This is a genomic window from Variovorax sp. KBS0712, assembly GCF_006323185.2.
Lineage (GTDB): Bacteria > Pseudomonadota > Gammaproteobacteria > Burkholderiales > Burkholderiaceae_C > Variovorax > Variovorax boronicumulans.
In genome coordinates, this window is the sequence record NZ_VCCD02000001.1 from 1,247,038 (window position 1) to 1,264,761 (window position 17,724).

Here is a 17,724-nt window from a genome sequence, read left to right on the forward strand (position 1 = left end):
GAAAGCCCGCGAATGAAGGTACTGGTGATTGGAGGAGGGGGCCGCGAGCACGCATTGGCGTGGCGGCTGGCGCAGGGCAACCGGGTCAGCCGCGTCTACGTGGCGCCGGGCAACGGCGGCACCGTGAGCGACGAACGCTACGACTGCATCGACATCACCGAACCCGCCGCGCTGCGCGAGTGGGCGATGGCCGAGAAAATCGCGCTGACCGTGGTCGGCCCCGAGGGGCCGCTGGCGGCGGGCGTGGTGGACGAGTTCCGCGCGCACGGCCTGCGCATCTTCGGCCCGACGCAGGCCGCTGCGCAGCTCGAAAGCTCCAAGGCTTTCTCGAAGGCCTTCATGAAGCGCCACAAGATCCCGACGGCCGAATACGAGGCCTTCACCGACGCCGCTGCCGCCCATGCGTACATCGACGCCAAGGGTGCGCCCATCGTCGTCAAGGCCGACGGCCTGGCCGCCGGCAAGGGCGTGGTGGTTGCCATGACCGCGCAGGAAGCCCATGAGGCCGTCGACTTCATGCTGGTCGACAACAAGTTCGGCGTGTCGCACAACGAAGGCGGCGCACGCGTCGTCATCGAAGAATTCCTGCAAGGCGAAGAAGCCAGTTTCATCGTGATGTGCGACGGCAAGAACGTCGCCGCGCTGGCCACCAGCCAGGACCACAAGCGCCTGCTGGACGGCGACGAAGGCCCGAACACCGGCGGCATGGGCGCGTACTCGCCCGCACCGGTGGTCACGGCCGAGGTGCATGCGCGTGCCATGCGCGAGATCATCCTGCCGACCATCCGCGGCATGGAAAAGGACGGCATTCCGTTCACCGGCTTCCTCTATGCCGGTCTCATGATCGACGCGGCCGGCCAGCCCAAGACGCTCGAATTCAACTGCCGCATGGGTGACCCCGAGACGCAGCCGATCATGATGCGCCTGAAGTCCGACCTGTTCGAGGTGTTCTGGCACGCCACCGATGGCACGCTCGACCAGGTCGAGCTGCAGTGGGACCGGCGCGTGGCGCTGGGTGTGGTGATGGCCGCGCACGGTTACCCGCTGTCGCCGCGCAAGGGCGACCGCATCAGCGGCATCCCGGCCGAGGCGCCCGATGCCGTGGTGTTCCACGCGGGCACCACGCTCGAGAACGGTGAGCTCAAGACCAGCGGCGGCCGCGTGCTCTGCGTGACCGTGCTGGCCGACAGCGTCAAGCAGGCGCAGCAGCGCGCCTACGAGGTCGCGGCGCGCGTGCAGTTCGACGGTGCGCAGTACCGCAAGGACATCGGCTACCGCGCCGTGAACGCGCGCAACACGCCCCACGCCTGATGCCAGCCACCCAGCCGAAGGCGGTCGGCGACTACCTGCGCGGACTGCAGCAATCGATCATCTCGGCGGTCGAGGCGGCGGACGGCGGCAGCGCGGTGCGCGACGCCTGGCAGAAAGAACCCGGCGAGCCGCTGCAGGGCAGCGGCCTGACCTGCATCCTCGAAGGCGGCGCGCTGTTCGAGCGCGCCGGCGTCGGCTTCTCGCAGGTGCGCGGCGCCAAGTTGCCGCCCTCGGCCACGCAGAACCGTCCCGAGCTGTCGGGCGCGCCGTTCGAGGCCATGGGTGTGTCGCTGGTGTTTCACCCGCGCAACCCCTACGTGCCGATCGTCCACATGAACGTGCGCATGCTGGCCGCACAGCCCGCGGGCGGCGGCGATCCCGTGTGCTGGTTCGGCGGCGGCATGGACCTCACGCCGTGCTACGGCTTCGAGGAAGACGCGGTGCACTTCCACACCGTGTGCCGCGACGCGCTCGCGCCTTTCGGCGCCGACAAGTACCCGCGCTTCAAGACGTGGTGCGACGAGTATTTCTTTTTGAAGCACCGCAACGAGCAGCGCGGCATCGGTGGCATCTTCTTCGACGACTTCGCCGAGGGCGGCATCGAGAACGGCTTTGCGCTGATCCGCTCGGTCGGCGATGCATTCCTGCAGGCCTACCTGCCGATCGTCGAACGCCGACGCGGCATGCCGTACGGCGAGCGCGAACGCGAGTTCCAGCTGTACCGGCGTGGGCGCTATGTCGAGTTCAACCTCGTGTGGGACCGCGGCACGCACTTCGGCCTGCAGTCGGGTGGACGCACCGAATCGATCCTGCTGTCGATGCCGCCGCTCGCGAGCTGGGCCTACCGGCAACAGCCCGAAGCGGGCAGCCCCGAAGCCGCGCTGTACAGCGACTTCATCGTGCGCCGGGACTGGGTGTGAGCCCCACCGGTTCCGCTTTGCGCATCGGCGTCTTCGGCGGGGCCTTCGACCCGCCGCACAACGCCCACGTCGCCCTGGCCGAAGCTGCATTGGCGCAACTCGATCTGACGGAGTTGCACGTCATTCCCACGGGGCAGGCCTGGCACAAGAGCCGTACGCTCACGCCGAAGGAAGACCGCCTTGCGATGGCGCAACTGGCCTTCGGCAACCTGCAAGGCAAGGTCGTCATCGACAGCCGCGAGGTGTTGCGCGACGGCCCGACCTACACGCTCGACACGCTGCATGAATTGCAGAAAGAGCAGCCCGGCGCACAGCTCGTGCTGGTGATGGGCGCGGACCAGGCGGCGGCCTTGCCGACCTGGCACGGCTGGCAGGATATACTCGGCATTGCTATCGTTTCTGTAGCGTATCGCGCACTATCGACGGGTGACGTCACTCGTTTTGATCCGAAACAGCTGCCCGGCCTCCCGGCTGGCGCGCGTTTCGAGGCGCTTGAACTGCCTGCCGCCATGGACACCAGCGCCACCGATATCCGGCGGCGTGTGGCGTCGGGTGTGGACATTTCCTCGCTGGTTCCGCCCACGGTTGCACGCTATATTGACCAACACCACCTCTACCGCTCTGCCTGATGACCACTGAAGCCGCCGCCAAAAAAGACATCCAAAAACTCCAGCGAGCCATCATCGATGGTCTCGAAGACGTCAAGGCGCAGGACATCCAGGTATTCGACACGGAGCACCTCTCGCCGCTGTTCGAGCGCGTGATCGTGGCGTCGGGCACCTCCAACCGCCAGACCAAGGCGCTCGCATCGAGCGTGCGCGACGCCGTGCGCGAAGCCGGCTTTGCCAAGCCGCGCACCGAGGGCGAGGAAAACGGCGAGTGGATCATTGTGGACTGCGGCGCGGCCGTGGCGCACATCATGCAGCCCGCCATCCGCCAGTACTACCACCTCGAAGAGATCTGGGGTGACAAGCCGGTGCGCGCCAAGCTCGGCGCCACCAAGCCCGCGCTGGCCACTGCTTCGTCCGTCGTCAAGGGTGCCGAAGAGAAGAAGACGGCCGCCGCCAAGACGCCGAGCCTGCGCCGTTCGAGCGCCGCCAAGACCGCGATCCGCGCGGCCGAGCAGGAAGCCAAGGCCGCCAAGGCCCCGGCGAAGAAGGCCGCATCGAAGACCGCGGGCAAGACTGCCGCCAAGAAGGCGCCTGCGAAGAAGTCCGCCACGGGCACCGCACGCGTGCCGGTGAAGGTGGTCGGCAAGCCGGCCGCCAAGAAGACCGCTGCGAAGAAGGCGCCGGCCAAGAAGGCGCCAGCCCGCCGCGCATGAAGCTGCTGGTGGTCGCCGTCGGGCAGCGCATGCCCGACTGGGCGCAGACTGCCTGGGACGACTACGCCAAGCGCTTCCCGCCCGAGCTCAAGCTCGAGTTGCGCGCCGTCAAGACCGAGCCGCGCGGCTCCAAGACACTCGAGACGCTGTATGCCGCCGAGCGCGAGCGCATCGAAGGCGCCATCGCCCGCGGCATGCGCATCGTCGTGCTCGACGAGCGCGGCACCGCGCTCACCACCAAGGCGCTGGCCGCACGGCTGCAGACCTGGCAGGGCGAGGGCGACGACGTGGCACTGGTCATCGGCGGCCCCGACGGGCTCGACCCGGCCTTCAAGGCCGCGGCGCACGAACGCATCCGCCTGTCCGACCTGACCCTGCCGCATGCCATGGCGCGCGTGCTGCTGGTCGAACAGCTCTACCGGGCGTGGTCGGTCAACGCGGGCCATCCGTACCACCGGGAATGACCACGGGGCCGGCGGTGGGGCCCACCTCGGAGACCTGAACTTGCCTGACTTCATCTACCTCGCGTCGCAAAGCCCGCGCCGCGCCCAATTGCTCGGCCAGCTCGGCGTGCGCCACGAACTGCTGCTGGCCGGTGCCGACGAAGACGCCGAGGCGCTCGAGGCCTTGCTGCCGAACGAGTCGCCCACAGCGTACGTGCAGCGCGTGACCGCCCTCAAGCTCGATGCCGCCGTTGCGCGCCGCAAGCGCCTGGGCCTGGCCGATGCGCCCGTGCTCTGCGCCGACACCACGGTCGCGCTCGGCCGCACCATCCTCGGCAAGCCCGAGGACGCGCGCGATGCCGAGCGCATGCTGGCGCACCTGTCCGGCGCCACGCACCGTGTGCTCACGGCGGTCGCGCTGCAGAACGGCCGTCGACGCCATGCGGCGCTGAGCGTGTCGCGCGTGCGCTTCGCCACGCTCACGAAGAAGCAGGTCGCGGCCTACGCCGCCAGCGGCGAGCCGCTCGGCAAGGCCGGCGCCTACGCCATTCAGGGCGCAGCGGCGGCGTTCGTGGAGCACATCAGCGGCTCCTATTCGGGCATCATGGGACTCCCCATGTTCGAGACCGCGCAGCTGCTTCGAGGCGTCGGTTTCAATACTTAAGACATCCATGCAAGACATCCTGATCAACTGGTCTCCGCAGGAGACCCGTGTGGCGCTGGTCGAGCACGGCGCGGTGCAAGAGCTGCACGTCGAGCGCACGCTCGAGCGCGGGCTGGTCGGCAACATCTACCTGGGCAAGGTCTCGCGCGTGCTGCCGGGCATGCAGTCGGCCTTCATCGACATCGGCCTGGAGCGCACCGCCTTCCTGCACGTGGCCGACATCGTCTCGCCGTTCACGCCGGGCTCGCGCCCGAGCGCCACGCCGCCCGAGCGCGACCACCGCAACGGCGGGCCGATGGTGCCCATCGAGAAGCAGGTGTTCGAAGGCCAGTCGCTGCTGGTGCAGGTCATCAAGGACCCGATCGGCACCAAGGGCGCGCGGCTGTCCACGCAGATCAGCATCGCCGGGCGCCTGCTGGTGTTCCTGCCGCAGGACAACCACATCGGCGTGTCGCAGAAGATCCCGCCCGACCAGCGCGAGTCGCTGCGCAACCGCATGCTGGCGCTCATCGAGGCGGCCGCGGCCGCCGAGAGCGGCGGCGTGGTGCCTGTGAACACGGGCGGCTTCATCCTGCGCACCAACGGCGAAGACGCGGCCGACGCCGAACTGGCCGAAGACATCGCCTACCTGCGCAAGACCTGGACGCGCATCCGCGAGGCCTCGAGCCGGATGCCGGCCATGTCGCTGCTGCACCAGGACCTGAGCCTGCTGCAGCGCGTGCTGCGCGACATGACGAGCGAAGACACGCAGACCATCCGCATCGACTCGCGCGAGCAGTTCGAGGTGCTGCTGAAATTCGGCCTCGAATTCATGCCGCAGGCGGCCGGCAAGCTGCAGCACTACAAGGGCGAGCGGCCGATCTTCGACCTGTATTCGGTGGACGAGGAAATCGCGAAAGCGCTGGGCCGGCGCGTCGACCTGAAATCGGGCGGCTACCTCGTGGTCGACCAGACCGAGGCGCTGACCACCGTCGACGTGAACACCGGCGGCTTCGTCGGTGCGCGCAACTTCGACGACACCATCTTCAAGACCAACCTCGAGGCCGCGCAGGCCATTGCGCGGCAGCTGCGCCTGCGCAACCTGGGCGGAATCATCATCGTCGACTTCATCGACATGGCGCGCGACGACCATCGCGAGCAGGTGCTGGCCGAGTTCCGCAAGCAGCTCGCGCGCGACCGCGTGAAGACCACGGCCGGCGGCTTCTCGCAGCTCGGCCTGGTCGAGATGACGCGCAAGCGCACGCGCGAATCGCTGGCCCACATGCTGTGCGAGCCCTGCGTGGCCTGCGGCGGGCAGGGCATCGTGAAGACCGCGCGCAGCGTGGCCTACGACGTGATGCGCGAGATCCTGCGCGAGGCGCGGCAGTTCACGCCGCGCGAGTTCCGCATCGTCTCGTCACCGCAGGTCATCGAGCTGTTCCTCGACGAAGAGAGCCAGCACCTCGCCGGGTTGAGCGACTTCATCGGCAAGCCGATCTCGCTGCAGTCGGAGCCGGCGATCGGGCAGGGACAGTACGACATCGTGCTGCTCTGACGACAGGAGCGCGCGGCCCGTTGCAACGACGGGTCAGCGCTTCGATTCCTGGCCTTGCCGCATCCAGATGCTGGCCAGTGCAGCGGCCACCAGCATCCCGGCGATCAGCAACAGTCCGTTCTTCGTGCTGCCCGTGCTCTGCTCGATCCAGCCCATCACCGACGGGCCGATGAAGCCGCCCACGAGGCCGCAGGTGTTGACCAACGCGAGTCCGCCTGCCAGCGCCACGCCGGCCAGCCGTGACGACGCGAACAGGAAGATCACGGACTGCACCACGAAGAACATCGAGCCCGTGAGGCAGAAGCCGGCCAGCGCGACGGCCGGGCTCGCGAAGGCTGCGATCAGCAGGCCCACCGCCATCGAGACCAACCCGACCAGCAGCAGGCGCCGGCCGCGCTGCGGCGTGACCGCGAGGCGGGGCAGCGCAATGGCGCCGACAGCGGCGGCCACCCAGGGCAGCGAGTTGAGCGCGCCGATCTCCAGCGGCGAGAGCTTGCCGTAGGTGCCGATGATGCTCGGCAGGAAGAAGATCACCGTGTAGATGCTGATCTGGTGGCAGAAGTAGACAAAAATCGCCAGCCAGATCTGCCGGTCGACCAGGCAGGCGCGGAATGACTCACCGACCTGGCCGTTGGCCACGTCCTCGGCGCGTTCGGCGGCGAGCTGGCGTTCGATGGCCTGCGCCTGCGGGCGCGTGAGCCAGCTGGCACTCGAAGGCCCGTCGGGCAGCTTGCGCCAGACCACGAAGGCCAGCGCCACGGCGGGCAGGCCTTCGAGCACGAACATCCATTGCCAGCCGTGCCAGCCCCACAGGCCGTCCATCTGCAGCAGCGCGCCGCCGACCGGGCCGCTGAGGATGTTCGCGATGCACACGCCGAGCAGGAAGTAGCCCGTGGCGCGTGCGCGGTCCTTGCGGCCGAACCAGTAGTTCAGGTACAGCATCACGCCCGGGAACAGGCCGGCTTCCGCCGCGCCGAGCAGGATGCGCATCACGTAGAACGAGGTCTCGCCCGTGACGAAGGCCATGCCGGCCGACAGCAAGCCCCAGGTGATCATGATGCGGGCGATCCACCAGCGCGCGCCCACACGGTGCATCACGAGGTTGCTGGGCACTTCGAGCAGCGCGTAGCTCAGGAAGAACAGCCCGGCGCCCAGCCCGTAGGCGGCCGCCGAGATGCCGATATCCACGGCCATGTGGCTCTTGGCCAGCGCGATGTTGGTGCGGTCGATGAAGCTGATCACATAGGCCAGCACCAACAGCGGCATGAGCTTGCGAAAGATCAGCGCATTGAGCGAGGCCTGCTCGTCGACGGCCTGGCGGGCGCGCAGGCCCGGCGGCGTGGCGGGGATGGATGTGTGTTGCATGGGATGTCTCTCTCCTGTCCTGTCGTGTTCTGGCGGAAGGTCGCCGGCGGGCGTGCAGATGCGGCCCGGTCGTGGGCCGGGCCGAGTCGGGTCAGTGGTTCTGGCGCAGGGCTAGAAGTCGACGTTCGCCGCGCCCTTGAGCCCGAGGATCTCGCGCGCTTCGGCGGGTGTCGCGATGTCGATGTTCAGTGCCTCCAGCACGGCGCGGATGCGCAGCACCTGCTCGGCGCTCGACGCGGCGAGCCGGCCCGGGCCGATCCACAGCGAGTCTTCGAGCCCGACGCGCACGTGCGAGCCCATGGCCGCACCGATGGTGGCCAGCGGCAGCTGGTTGCGGCCGGTGCCGAGGATCGACCATTCGAAGCGGTCGCCGAACAGCCGCGCGGCGGTGCGGCGCATGTGCATCAGGTCTTCGGGATCGGCGCCGATGCCGCCCAGGATGCCGAAGACCGTCTGCACGAAGACCGGCGCCTGCACCAGCCCGCGGTCCAGGAAGTGCCGCAGGTTGTTGAGGTGGCTCACGTCGTAGCACTCGAACTCGAAGCGCGTGCCGTTGGCGTTGCCGAGCTTGAGGATGTTCTCGATGTCGGCGAAGGTGTTCTTGAAGATCAGGTTGCGGCTGTTCTCCAGGTGCTCGCGCTCCCATTCATGCTCGAAGGACTTGAAGCGCTCCAGCATCGGAAAGAGGCCGAAGTTCATCGAGCCCATGTTGAGCGAGGCGAGCTCGGGCTTGAAGGTGGTGGCCGGGCGCATGCGCTCCTCGACGCTCATGTGCGGGCTGCCGCCGGTCGTGATGTTGATCACCGCATCGGTCGCGGCCTTGATCTTCGAGAGGAAGGGGCGGAACAGGTCCGGGTCCTGCGACGGGCGGCCGTCCTTCGGGTCGCGCGCATGCAGGTGCAGGATCGCGGCGCCCGCGCGGGCGGCTTCGATCGAAGCGTGCGCAATTTCGTCGGCCGTCACGGGAAGGTGCGGCGACATGCTGGGCGTGTGGATGGCGCCCGTGGGGGCGCAGGTGATGATGGCTTTGGGGCGTTGGGCCATGAGGTGTCCGGAAAGAAGAAGAGGAAAAGAAAGGGCGTGCGAGGGGATCAGCTCAGTGCTTGCGTGTGGCCGTCCACCACGAGCTCCTGGCCCGTGACGCTGGCGGCCAGGTCGCTGGCAGCGAACAGCACCATGTTCGCGATGTCTGTCGCTGTGACCATGCGGCCCAGCGCGGCCTGCGCGGTGTAGGCGCGCGTCACTTCGTCGAGCGGCTTGCCCAGCGCCTCGGCCTTGGCGGCGATCACCGCACGGATGCGCGGACCATCGACCGCGCCCGGCAGGATCGCGTTGACGCGGATGCCGTCGGCCCCGAGCTCGAGCGCCAGCGTTTTCGTGAAACCGATGACGGCCCACTTCGAGGCGGAGTAGGGCGAGCGCCCCGGCATGCCCAGGTGCCCGGCGGCCGAGGACAGGTTGATGATGGCGGGCAGGCGGCCCTTGCGCAGCCGCGGCACGGCCAGCCGCACGCAGAGGAACTGGCCGGTGACGTTGACGGCCATCGTGCGTTCCCAGTCGGCGAGCGAGACGGTCTCGACCGGCCCGGTGGGGCCGGCCACGCCGGCGTTGTTCACCAGCACGTCGAGGCCGCCGAGTTCGCGGTCGACGGCCTCGAACAGGCGGGCCACGTCGTCCTCGTTGGACACGTCGGCAACGCAGCGGCCCACCTCGGGCAGTTCACGCGCCAGCTGGTCGAGGCTGGCGGCCTGCACATCGCAGACGAAGACTTTGGCGCCCGCCGCCGCGAAGCTGCGCACGATGTCCAGGCCGATGCCGTTGGCACCGGCGGTGACGAGCACGCGCCGGCCGGCGAGGGAGTTGTTGTTCCACATGCTGAAGAGATCCTTAGGGTCGATTTTGGAATGACGGGGATCGTATATCTGTGATCACAGATAATTCATAGGGAATACCCCGGCCATATACTTCGACGCATGAGCCTCACCGATCTCGTCACCCCCCTGAAGCGCCAGACGCTCAGCGCCAACGTCTACGACCAGTTGCGCGACCTCGTGATGAGCGGGCAGATGATGCCGGGCGAGCAGATTTCATTGCGCAGCGCGGCCGAGGCGCTGGGCGTGAGCGTGATGCCGGTGCGCGAGGCGATGCAGCGCCTGGTGGCCGAGCAGGCGCTCGAACTCACGCCCAGCCGCACCTTGCGCGTGCCCCGGATGACGGCGGCGCAGTTCAAGGAGATCACCACCATCCGCACCAACCTCGAAGGCTTGGCCACGGAAGTGGCGGCCTCGGCGCCAGGCGCGGTGGCGCTGCGCGACATCACGCGCTGGCACGACGAGTTCGCGGCCGAGATGAATGCGGCCAGCCCCGACGGCTCGAAGCTCGTCACCTTCAACAAGGAGTTCCACTTCGCGGTCTACGCTGCCGCCGACATGCCGGTGTTGCTGCAGATGATCGAGGCGCTGTGGCTGCGCATCGGCCCCATCCTCAACTACGACCTGCGGGCCGGCTCGCGCCGCGTGGGGGACAAGGTGGCGATGTCGCACCATGCGGCGCTGCTGGCCGCGCTGAAGCGCCGCGATGGTGCCAAGGCCCGGGCCGCACTGCAGGGCGACATCGAAAGCGCTGCGGAATTCATCCTGTCGACAGGCGTGTTGGTGTCGGATGGCACGCTGCCGCCGCAGAACGCCGCACCGGCGGCGAAGAAGGCGCGCAGCGCCGCAGGCACTGCGCGCTGAGGGGCCTCAGAGCGTCGGGTCCTGCCCCGGCGCCGCGCTGCGCACCGCCAGCGTCTGCAGCCGTGCATAGAGCCCGTCGCTCGCCATGAGTTGCTCGTGGCTGCCTTGTTCGGCGATGCGGCCTTGCTCCATCACGATGATGCGGTCGGCGTGCTGGATGGTCGACAGGCGGTGCGCCACGATCAGCGTGGTGCGGCCCTGCATCAGGCGCTGCAGGGCGTCCTGCACCAGCCGTTCCGATTCGGTGTCCAGCGCCGACGTGGCTTCGTCGAGCAGCAGCACGGGCGCGTTCTTGTACAGCGCGCGGGCAATCGCCAGCCGTTGGCGCTGGCCGCCCGACAGCTGCGTGGCGTTGTGGCCCAGCACGGTGTCGATGCCCTGCGGCAGCGTCTCGACATGCGCGCTCAGGTTGGCCGCCTCGAGGCAGGACTGCACGCGCGCGATGTCGATGTCGCCGCCCAGCGCCACGTTGGCGGCGAGTGTGTCGTTGAGCATCACCACGTCCTGGCTCACCATCGCGAACTGGGCGCGCAGGCTCTTGAGCTGCCACTCGCTGGTGTCGTGGCCGTCGAGCAGCACCTGGCCGCCGCTGGGCTGCACGAAACGCGGCAGCAGGTTGACCAGCGTGGTCTTGCCCGAGCCCGAGGGGCCGACGAAGGCCACCACCTGGCCCGGCTCGATGACGAGGTTCACGCCGTCGAGCGCGCGCTGTTCGTCGTCGCCGCGGTAGCTGACCTGCACGTTGCGCAGCTCGATGTGGCCTTGCGCGTGCGCGATGCTGAAGGTGCCCTGCGATTCGGGCGCCACTTCGTCGATGAGGATCAGCCCACGCTCCAGCGCTGCGAGGCCGCGCGTGATCGGCCCGGCCACTTCGGCCAGGCGGCGGATCGGCGCGATCAGCATCAGCATGGCCGTGATGTAGGCGACGAAGCCGCCCACCGTGAAGCCCTGCTTGCCGCTTTGCCACAGCGCGATCATCACCACCACCGACAGCGCCAGCGAAGCCATCATCTGCGTCAGCGGCGTGGTGGCGGCCTGGGCGATGGTCGATTTCACGGCCAGGCGGTTCAGGCGCTGGCTCAGCTGTTCGAAGCGGCGCTCCTGCGCCTGCTCCGCGCCGTGCAGCCGCACCACGCGGTGGGCCAGTACGTTTTCCTCGACCACGTAGGCAAGCTCGTCGGTGGCCTGCTGGCCTTGCTGCGTGAGCTTGTACAGGCGCTTGGAGAACACCTTCATGATCCAGGAGATGCTGGGCACCAGGAAGGCGACGATGAGCGTGAGCTTCCAGTTCAGGTAGACCAGGTAGCCCAGCAGCGCGATCAGCGTGAAGCCGTCGCGCGAGAGCCCGAGCAGCGCCTGCACCAGCAGCATGGCGCCCGTCTGCACCTCGTACACCACGGTGTTCGACAGCGCGCTGGCCGACTGCCGCGCAAACAGCGCCAGCTCGGCGCCGAGCAGCCGTTCGAACAGCACGCGGCGCAGCTTCTGCATGCCTTCGTTGGCGATGCGCGAGAGCGCGTACTGCGAAATGAATTGCGCGATGCCGCGCACAGCGAACAGCAGCAGCACGGCGGCCGGAATGAACCACAGCGGCATTTCGCCGCGCGTGAAGCCCCGGTCGAGCAGCGGCTTGAGCAGGGCGGCCATGAGCGGCTCGGTGAGCGCGGCCAGCAGGGCGCCGATCAGCCCCACGGCCCACCATTGGCGCGAACTGCCGAACCAGGTCATGAGTCGCGCCAGCCGGCGCATGAGGGGAGGGCGGGCGCTCTCGCTGCCGGGGGATGCTTGCATATGGCGGCGGATTTTACGGGGCGGCTCCGACCGCCTTTCGAGAGGCCTGTAGGACCATTTCGCCGGATAAACGTTTTGTGACGGCGTGTCCAAACCAGTGTGTAACATGTGGCCCGTGAAACGCCGGGGAGAAACTTTTTACCCGGAAACCTCTCCGAACCGCATGAACAAGCCGTTGCCAGATCTTTCCCCAACTCCTTCTTCATCGTTGATTGCACGCCGCAGCCTCATCGCGGCCCTTGCTGCCTCTCCCATGCTTCCCGCCATGGCCCAGTTCCGGGTCGAGGTGTCGGGCGTGGGGCTGACGCAGTTGCCGATCGCGCTCGTGCCTTTCCGGGGGCAGGACGCCTCGCCCCAGAAGATTTCCGACATCGTCCAGGCCGACCTCGAACGCAGCGGCCAGTTCCGCGGCGTCGATGCCTCGGGCCAGGCGCTCGACGAATCCTCGCGCCCCGACCTCGCCCTGTGGCGCCAGCGCACCGCTGACTCGCTCGTGGTGGGCAGCGTCAGCCGGTTGGGCGACGGCCGCTACGACGTGCGCTTCCGTCTGTGGGACGTCGTGAAAGACCGCGACCTCGGCGGCCAGAGCTACACCGTGCCGCAGGGCGACCTGCGCCTGGCAGCGCACCGCATCGCCGACTACGTGTACGAGAAGCTGACCGGCGAGAAGGGCATCTTCTCGACCCGCATCGCCTACGTCACCAAGGGCGGCAGCCGCTATTCGCTGTGGGTGGCCGACGCCGATGGCGAGAACGCACAGGCTGCGCTCGCCAGCCCCGAGCCGATCATCTCGCCCTGCTGGTCGTCCAACGGCCAGCAGCTGGCGTACGTGTCCTTCGAGTCGCGCAAGCCCGTGGTCTACGTGCACAACGTGGCCAGCGGCCAGCGCCGGCTGCTCGCCAACTTCAAGGGCTCCAACAGCGCCCCGGCCTGGGCACCCGACGGCGGTTCGCTGGCCGTCACGCTCAGCCGCGACGGCGGCTCGCAGCTGTACACCATCCCGGCCAGCGGCGGCGAACCGCGCCGCCTGACCCAGAGCTCGAGCATCGACACCGAGCCCGTGTACTCGGCCGACGGCAGCACGATCTACTTCGTGAGCGACCGCGGCGGCGCGCCCCAGATCTACAAGATGAGCGCCAGCGGTGGCAACCCGACGCGGGTCACCTTCAGCGGCACCTACAACATTTCTCCATCTGTCAGCGGCGATGGCCGGTGGTTGGCCTACATCTCGCGGGTCGGCGGTGCGTTCAAACTCCACGTGATGGAGTTGGCCAGCGGCAATGTCGCCGCGATCACCGACACCACGGCCGACGAGAGCCCGAGCTTCGCACCCAACAGCAAGCTGATCGTCTATGCCACGCACCTGCAGGGCCGCGAGGCGCTCATGACGACCACGCTGGACGGAAAGATCAAGGCCCGCCTCGCGGGCCAGGCGGGAGACATCCGTGAACCGGACTGGGGTCCGTTTCAGAAGCAATAAGCATTGACCAGATAAATTTACTTGAGGAGTTCGCAAATGTTGAAACGTACGATCTATTCGCTCGCCATCGTGGCGCTCATCGCCGGTTGCTCGTCGGGCACCAAGCTCAACGAAACGCCGGTCACCGACCGCAGCGGCACGGCCGGCGGCCAGCAAGGCGGCGCTGCCGCCGTGGCGCCCGTGACCATCGACCCCAACGCCAACACGGCGCAAGGTCCGGTCGGCGTCGAGCGCATCGTGTACTTCGACTACGACAGCTACACGGTCAAGCCCGAGTTCCAGTCGGTGATCGACGGCCATGCACGCTTCCTCAAGGGCGCCACGCAACGTCGCATCTCGATCGAAGGCCACACCGACGAGCGCGGCGGCCGCGAGTACAACCTGGCCCTCGGCCAGAAGCGTTCCGAAGCCGTGCGCCGCGCGCTCACGCTGCTGGGCGTGAGCGACAGCCAGATCGAAGCCGTGAGCTTCGGCAAGGAAAAGCCCGCGGCCCAGGGCTCGGGTGAAGAAGTGTGGGCGCAGAACCGCCGCGCTGAAATCCGCTACACCCGGTGATGCAACCACGTGCCCTGTGGCGAGGCGCGGCCCTCGCCGCCGCCTTGCTCTGCGCGTCGGCCGGCTCGCAGGCGGCGCTGTTCGAGGACGACGAGGCGCGCCGCGCCATCCTCGACCTGCGCCAGCGCGTCGAAGCCATGCGCCAGCAGACCGACCAGCGCCTGGCCGACGAGAACGGCCAGTTGCGCCGCAGCCTGCTCGACCTGCAAAGCCAGATCGAGCAGATGCGCGGCGAACTGGCACGCATGACCGGCCAGAACGAGCAGCTCACGCGCACGCTGAGCGAAATGCAGTCGCGCCAGACCACGATCGACGACAAGCTCAAGCAGAACGAGCCTTCCAAGGTCTCGATCGATGGGCGCGAGTTCAACGCCGATCCGAAGGAAAAAGCCGACTTCGAAGCAGCCCTGGGCGTCTTCCGCTCGGGCCAGTTCGCGCAGGCCCAGACCGCCTTCGCCGAGTTCGTGAAGCGCTATCCGCAAAGCGGCTACAACGCGTCCGCGCTGTTCTGGCTCGGCAATGCGCAGTACGCCACGCGCAACTACAACGAAGCCATCGCCAATTTCCGCTCGATGCTCTCGCTCGCGCCCGACCACGCCAAGGCGCCCGAAGCCGTGCTGTCGATCGCGAACTGCCAGATCGAACTGAAGGACACGCGCGCCGCACGACGCACACTGGAAGACCTGACCAAGGCCTACCCGCAGTCGGAAGCCGCACAAGCCGGCCGCGAGCGTCTGTCGCGCCTGCGTTGATGCAATGACCGTTTCGACGGAGTGTTCCGCTTGAGAGTGCTTCGATGACGCCTTCGGCTGAAGAAGCCTCGTCCCTCCCCATGGCCGCCGCGGATGTCCTCACCGACACCGCGGCGCCTGACTTTGCGCGCCGCTTCGGCGGCCTCGAGCGCCTGTACGGCGTGGCCGGTGCCGCGCGCATCCGCCACGCGCATGTGCTGGTCGTCGGCATCGGCGGCGTGGGTTCGTGGGCGGTGGAGGCATTGGCACGCAGCGGCGTGGGGCGCCTGACGCTCATCGACCTCGACCACGTGTCGGAGTCGAACATCAACCGCCAGATCCACGCGCTCGACTCGACCGTCGGGCAGGCCAAGGTCGAGGCCATGCGCGAGCGCATCGCGCAGATCAACCCCGACTGCCAGGTGCTCGCCATCGACGAGTTCGTCGAACCCGACAACTGGGCCTCGCTGCTCGAGACCGCGCAGGCCGCCCACGGGCCGGTGCACGCGGTGATCGATGCCTGCGACCAGGTGAAGGCCAAGCTCGCCATGGCCGCCTGGGCGCGCACCGTGTCGCGCAGCACCGCGTTCATCACGGTCGGCGCGGCGGGCGGCAAGCGGCAGGCGCACAAGGTCGACATCGACGACCTGTCGCTCGTCACCCACGACCCGCTGCTGGCCCAGCTTCGCCAGCGGCTGCGCAAGCTGCACGGCGCGCCGCGCGAAGGCCGCAAGATCGGTCTGGCCTGCGTGTTCAGCCGCGAGAGCGTGGCACCGCCCGACGCGTCCTGCCAGATCGACGCGGGCGACGGTTCGCTCAACTGCCACGGCTACGGATCGGTGGTCAGCGTGACCGCCACCTTCGGACAATGTGCGGCAGGCTGGGTGCTCGACGAAATTGCGAGAAACACCACGCTATAATCCAAGGCTTTGCTGGATTCAACGTCGGCAAGAAGCAAGAAAAATGGTTCCGGGACGTTAGCTCAGTTGGTAGAGCAGCGGACTTTTAATCCGTTGGTCACTGGTTCGAATCCAGTACGTCCTACCACCAACACTGAATCGGTCGAAACCCAGCATCTATGCGGGTTCCGGCCGTTTTTTTTGTCCTTTCGAATGGCGTAGGCATCGCAGGCATCGGCGCCGAATTTGTCATTTCAGTGCAATTTCAGTGCACTGGACATTGTGGGCTTCATCGATCACTTCATCGATCGACCAGAGGACCCACCACTTGGCAAGCATCCAAAAGACCCGCGAGGGCAACTACAAGATCCAGATCCGGCGCAAAGGCTGGCCAGCCTGGTTCGGCACGGCCGACACATCAGTGGAGGCGCATCGCATCGCACGGGCGATCGAGTCGGACATGGACCGTGGCACCTACCGCGACAACCGGGAGGCTGAGAGCACCACGCTGGCCGAGGCATTCGATCGCTATGGGAGCGACTTCAGCAGCCGCAAAGCGCATCCTGAACGGGACCTACAGCGCATTGAACGCTGGAAGCAGCATCCGCTTGCACAGCGCTTCATGGCAACGCTGCGTGGGGCCGACTTCGCAGCATATAGGGACGAAAGGCGCCGAGCTGGCCGTGCCGAGAACACGATCAGACTCGAACTCCAACTGGTGAGTCACCTCTTTGAAATGGCGCGAAAAGAATGGGGGTGGGAGGGGCAACCGAACCCGCTGAAGAACATCCGCAAGCCCAGTGGCACAAAGGCGCGTGATCGACGCCTGCACCCTGGCGAGCGGGAACGCCTAGCGGTGGCGCTCGCCGCGACAGGCAACCCATGGGCCACTCCCGCCTTCGAATTGGCTGTCGAAACCACGCTGCGGAAAACCATGCTTTTCGAGTTGCGGTGGGAGTGGATCAGCTTGGCCGACCGTGTGCTCACGATCCCGCGCGCCTACCATCAGCGTGTGAACAAAGGGGTTCCGCACGAGATCCCGCTGTCGTCGAAGGCGATGGCAGTCCTGCAAGCCATGCCGCGCAGCATCGATGGCAGGGTGTTTGGGTGCACGGCCAACGCGGTCTTGATGCTCTGGAAACGGACGCTGAAACGTCTCAAGATCAGTGACTTGCGTTGGCACGATCTACGCCACGAAGGGGTGTCTAGATTGTTCGAGAAGGGCTTGAGTGCCATCGAGGCATCGAGTATCAGCGGCCATAAGAGCTTCGTCATGCTCAAGCGGTATACGCACCTTCGGGCGACTGACTTGCTCGCGAAAATTGGTTAGCGAGCCAATAGTGCCCGTGAATTTGTCATTTCGGTGCACTGATGTGTCATCCGCACACTGACCTCGACTGCCCGCAGGTCTAGCCGGTTCATCTCCCCGGTGCCCCTCCTTTCGAGGCCTGCGAGGCGGTCATCTCCTCGAAAGGAACTTCCAAATGAAGATGAAACCACTGGCCGGCGCTGCGCTGGCCCTCGCACTCAGCCTCAGCGCACAGGCTCAGCAACTCCAGATCGCTGACAGCACTGGCGGTCACCAGATCGCCGGCGTAGGCATTGACCAGGCGGCGATCTACAACGGCATCAGCGATGCCCGTGGACGAGCGCAGAACGCCCAAGGTATGGCCGAGTGGGCAGGCCAAACAGCCCAGAGCGCTAGCCAAGTTGCTTCGGCCGCACAGGGCACGGCGAGCTATGCCGTAGGTCGTGCAGCCGATGCCCGGGCCCGCGCCGACTACACGGCCTGGTACAACTGGAATTACACGCGGTCGACTGCCATCAGCAACTGCATGGCCACGGGGGGTAATCCGGTTTACTGCACGATCATGGCGGATGCCCAGTATCCAGCCCCTTAACCTCAGGAGCCAGTTCCCTCTATGACAGAAAGCGCCCTCAAGGGCGCTTTTTTGCCTCCTCACGTGCATCT

General features: G+C 67.1%; 18 protein-coding genes and 1 tRNA gene. 15 read left to right on the top strand and 4 right to left on the bottom strand.

Annotated elements, in window-relative coordinates; translation table 11 throughout:
- Positions 1 to 12: 12 nt before the first annotated feature.
- From purD to rng, 7 genes are read left to right on the top strand one after another with little or no spacing between them, the layout of a single operon-like run.
- A complete protein-coding gene (purD, locus tag FFI97_RS05620; protein ID WP_062470106.1) occupies positions 13 to 1,311 on the top strand; it encodes a phosphoribosylamine--glycine ligase in 1,299 nt (432 codons plus the stop codon).
- Complete coding sequence (hemF, locus tag FFI97_RS05625) at positions 1,311 to 2,231, top strand: oxygen-dependent coproporphyrinogen oxidase (RefSeq protein WP_139701687.1); 921 nt, start codon at positions 1,311 to 1,313, stop codon at positions 2,229 to 2,231. Before purD ends, hemF begins: the two co-directional genes overlap by 1 nt.
- Positions 2,228 to 2,860 (top strand): nicotinate (nicotinamide) nucleotide adenylyltransferase, encoded by a 633-nt coding sequence (gene nadD / locus FFI97_RS05630; protein ID WP_062470111.1) that lies wholly within the window; start codon positions 2,228 to 2,230, stop codon positions 2,858 to 2,860. The genes hemF and nadD overlap by 4 nt, the downstream gene beginning before the upstream one ends.
- On the top strand, positions 2,860 to 3,555 hold the full coding sequence (gene rsfS, locus FFI97_RS05635; protein WP_062470113.1) for a ribosome silencing factor: 696 nt from the start codon (positions 2,860 to 2,862) through the stop codon (positions 3,553 to 3,555). The genes nadD and rsfS overlap by 1 nt, the downstream gene beginning before the upstream one ends.
- Positions 3,552 to 4,019, top strand: coding sequence for a 23S rRNA (pseudouridine(1915)-N(3))-methyltransferase RlmH (rlmH, locus tag FFI97_RS05640; RefSeq protein ID WP_070060813.1), 468 nt, complete (start codon positions 3,552 to 3,554; stop codon positions 4,017 to 4,019). Before rsfS ends, rlmH begins: the two co-directional genes overlap by 4 nt.
- A gap of 40 nt (positions 4,020 to 4,059) precedes the next feature.
- Positions 4,060 to 4,662 (top strand): Maf family protein, encoded by a 603-nt coding sequence (locus FFI97_RS05645; protein WP_139701686.1) that lies wholly within the window; start codon positions 4,060 to 4,062, stop codon positions 4,660 to 4,662.
- 7 nt (positions 4,663 to 4,669) lie between these two features.
- A complete protein-coding gene (rng, locus tag FFI97_RS05650; protein ID WP_056580445.1) occupies positions 4,670 to 6,196 on the top strand; it encodes a ribonuclease G in 1,527 nt (508 codons plus the stop codon).
- Positions 6,197 to 6,229: 33 nt separating this feature from the next.
- Here the strand turns inward: rng and FFI97_RS05655 are convergent, their stop codons facing one another.
- The 3 genes from FFI97_RS05655 to FFI97_RS05665 all read right to left on the bottom strand — a co-directional run bounded on the left by FFI97_RS05655 (position 6,230) and on the right by FFI97_RS05665 (position 9,435).
- A complete protein-coding gene (locus FFI97_RS05655; protein WP_139701685.1) occupies positions 6,230 to 7,561 on the bottom strand; it encodes an MFS transporter in 1,332 nt (443 codons plus the stop codon).
- Positions 7,562 to 7,672: 111 nt separating this feature from the next.
- Complete coding sequence (locus tag FFI97_RS05660) at positions 7,673 to 8,605, bottom strand: 3-keto-5-aminohexanoate cleavage protein (protein WP_139701684.1); 933 nt, start codon at positions 8,603 to 8,605, stop codon at positions 7,673 to 7,675.
- Positions 8,606 to 8,652: 47 nt separating this feature from the next.
- Positions 8,653 to 9,435 (bottom strand): SDR family oxidoreductase, encoded by a 783-nt coding sequence (locus tag FFI97_RS05665; protein WP_095948650.1) that lies wholly within the window; start codon positions 9,433 to 9,435, stop codon positions 8,653 to 8,655.
- Between the two features lie 99 nt (positions 9,436 to 9,534).
- On the opposite strand from FFI97_RS05665, the gene FFI97_RS05670 reads away from it, so the two are divergent.
- Positions 9,535 to 10,296: a GntR family transcriptional regulator gene (locus FFI97_RS05670; protein WP_082817950.1), complete on the top strand. Its 762-nt coding sequence runs from the start codon at positions 9,535 to 9,537 to the stop codon at positions 10,294 to 10,296.
- Between the two features lie 6 nt (positions 10,297 to 10,302).
- Here FFI97_RS05670 and msbA read toward each other — a convergent pair whose 3' ends face one another.
- The gene (gene msbA / locus FFI97_RS05675; protein ID WP_139701683.1) at positions 10,303 to 12,087 is read right to left on the bottom strand and encodes a lipid A export permease/ATP-binding protein MsbA; all 1,785 of its coding nucleotides are present in this window, start codon (positions 12,085 to 12,087) and stop codon (positions 10,303 to 10,305) included.
- 253 nt (positions 12,088 to 12,340) lie between these two features.
- Between msbA and tolB the strand changes: the two genes are divergently transcribed.
- The 7 genes from tolB to FFI97_RS05710 all read left to right on the top strand — a co-directional run bounded on the left by tolB (position 12,341) and on the right by FFI97_RS05710 (position 17,653).
- The gene (gene tolB, locus FFI97_RS05680) at positions 12,341 to 13,567 is read left to right on the top strand and encodes a Tol-Pal system beta propeller repeat protein TolB (RefSeq protein ID WP_216360076.1); all 1,227 of its coding nucleotides are present in this window, start codon (positions 12,341 to 12,343) and stop codon (positions 13,565 to 13,567) included.
- Positions 13,568 to 13,603: 36 nt separating this feature from the next.
- Entirely contained in the window at positions 13,604 to 14,122 is a 519-nt protein-coding gene (pal, locus tag FFI97_RS05685; protein ID WP_056580452.1) for a peptidoglycan-associated lipoprotein Pal, read from the top strand.
- Positions 14,122 to 14,874 (top strand): tol-pal system protein YbgF, encoded by a 753-nt coding sequence (gene ybgF / locus FFI97_RS05690; protein WP_095745430.1) that lies wholly within the window; start codon positions 14,122 to 14,124, stop codon positions 14,872 to 14,874. The genes pal and ybgF overlap by 1 nt, the downstream gene beginning before the upstream one ends.
- A gap of 80 nt (positions 14,875 to 14,954) precedes the next feature.
- Positions 14,955 to 15,773: a ThiF family adenylyltransferase gene (locus FFI97_RS05695; protein WP_235926844.1), complete on the top strand. Its 819-nt coding sequence runs from the start codon at positions 14,955 to 14,957 to the stop codon at positions 15,771 to 15,773.
- Between the two features lie 51 nt (positions 15,774 to 15,824).
- Positions 15,825 to 15,900, top strand: a tRNA-Lys gene (locus tag FFI97_RS05700).
- Positions 15,901 to 16,080: 180 nt separating this feature from the next.
- Entirely contained in the window at positions 16,081 to 17,082 is a 1,002-nt protein-coding gene (locus FFI97_RS05705) for a site-specific integrase (protein WP_139701682.1), read from the top strand.
- A gap of 154 nt (positions 17,083 to 17,236) precedes the next feature.
- A complete protein-coding gene (locus tag FFI97_RS05710) occupies positions 17,237 to 17,653 on the top strand; it encodes a hypothetical protein (RefSeq protein ID WP_139701681.1) in 417 nt (138 codons plus the stop codon).
- The last annotated feature ends 71 nt before the right edge of the window (positions 17,654 to 17,724 follow it).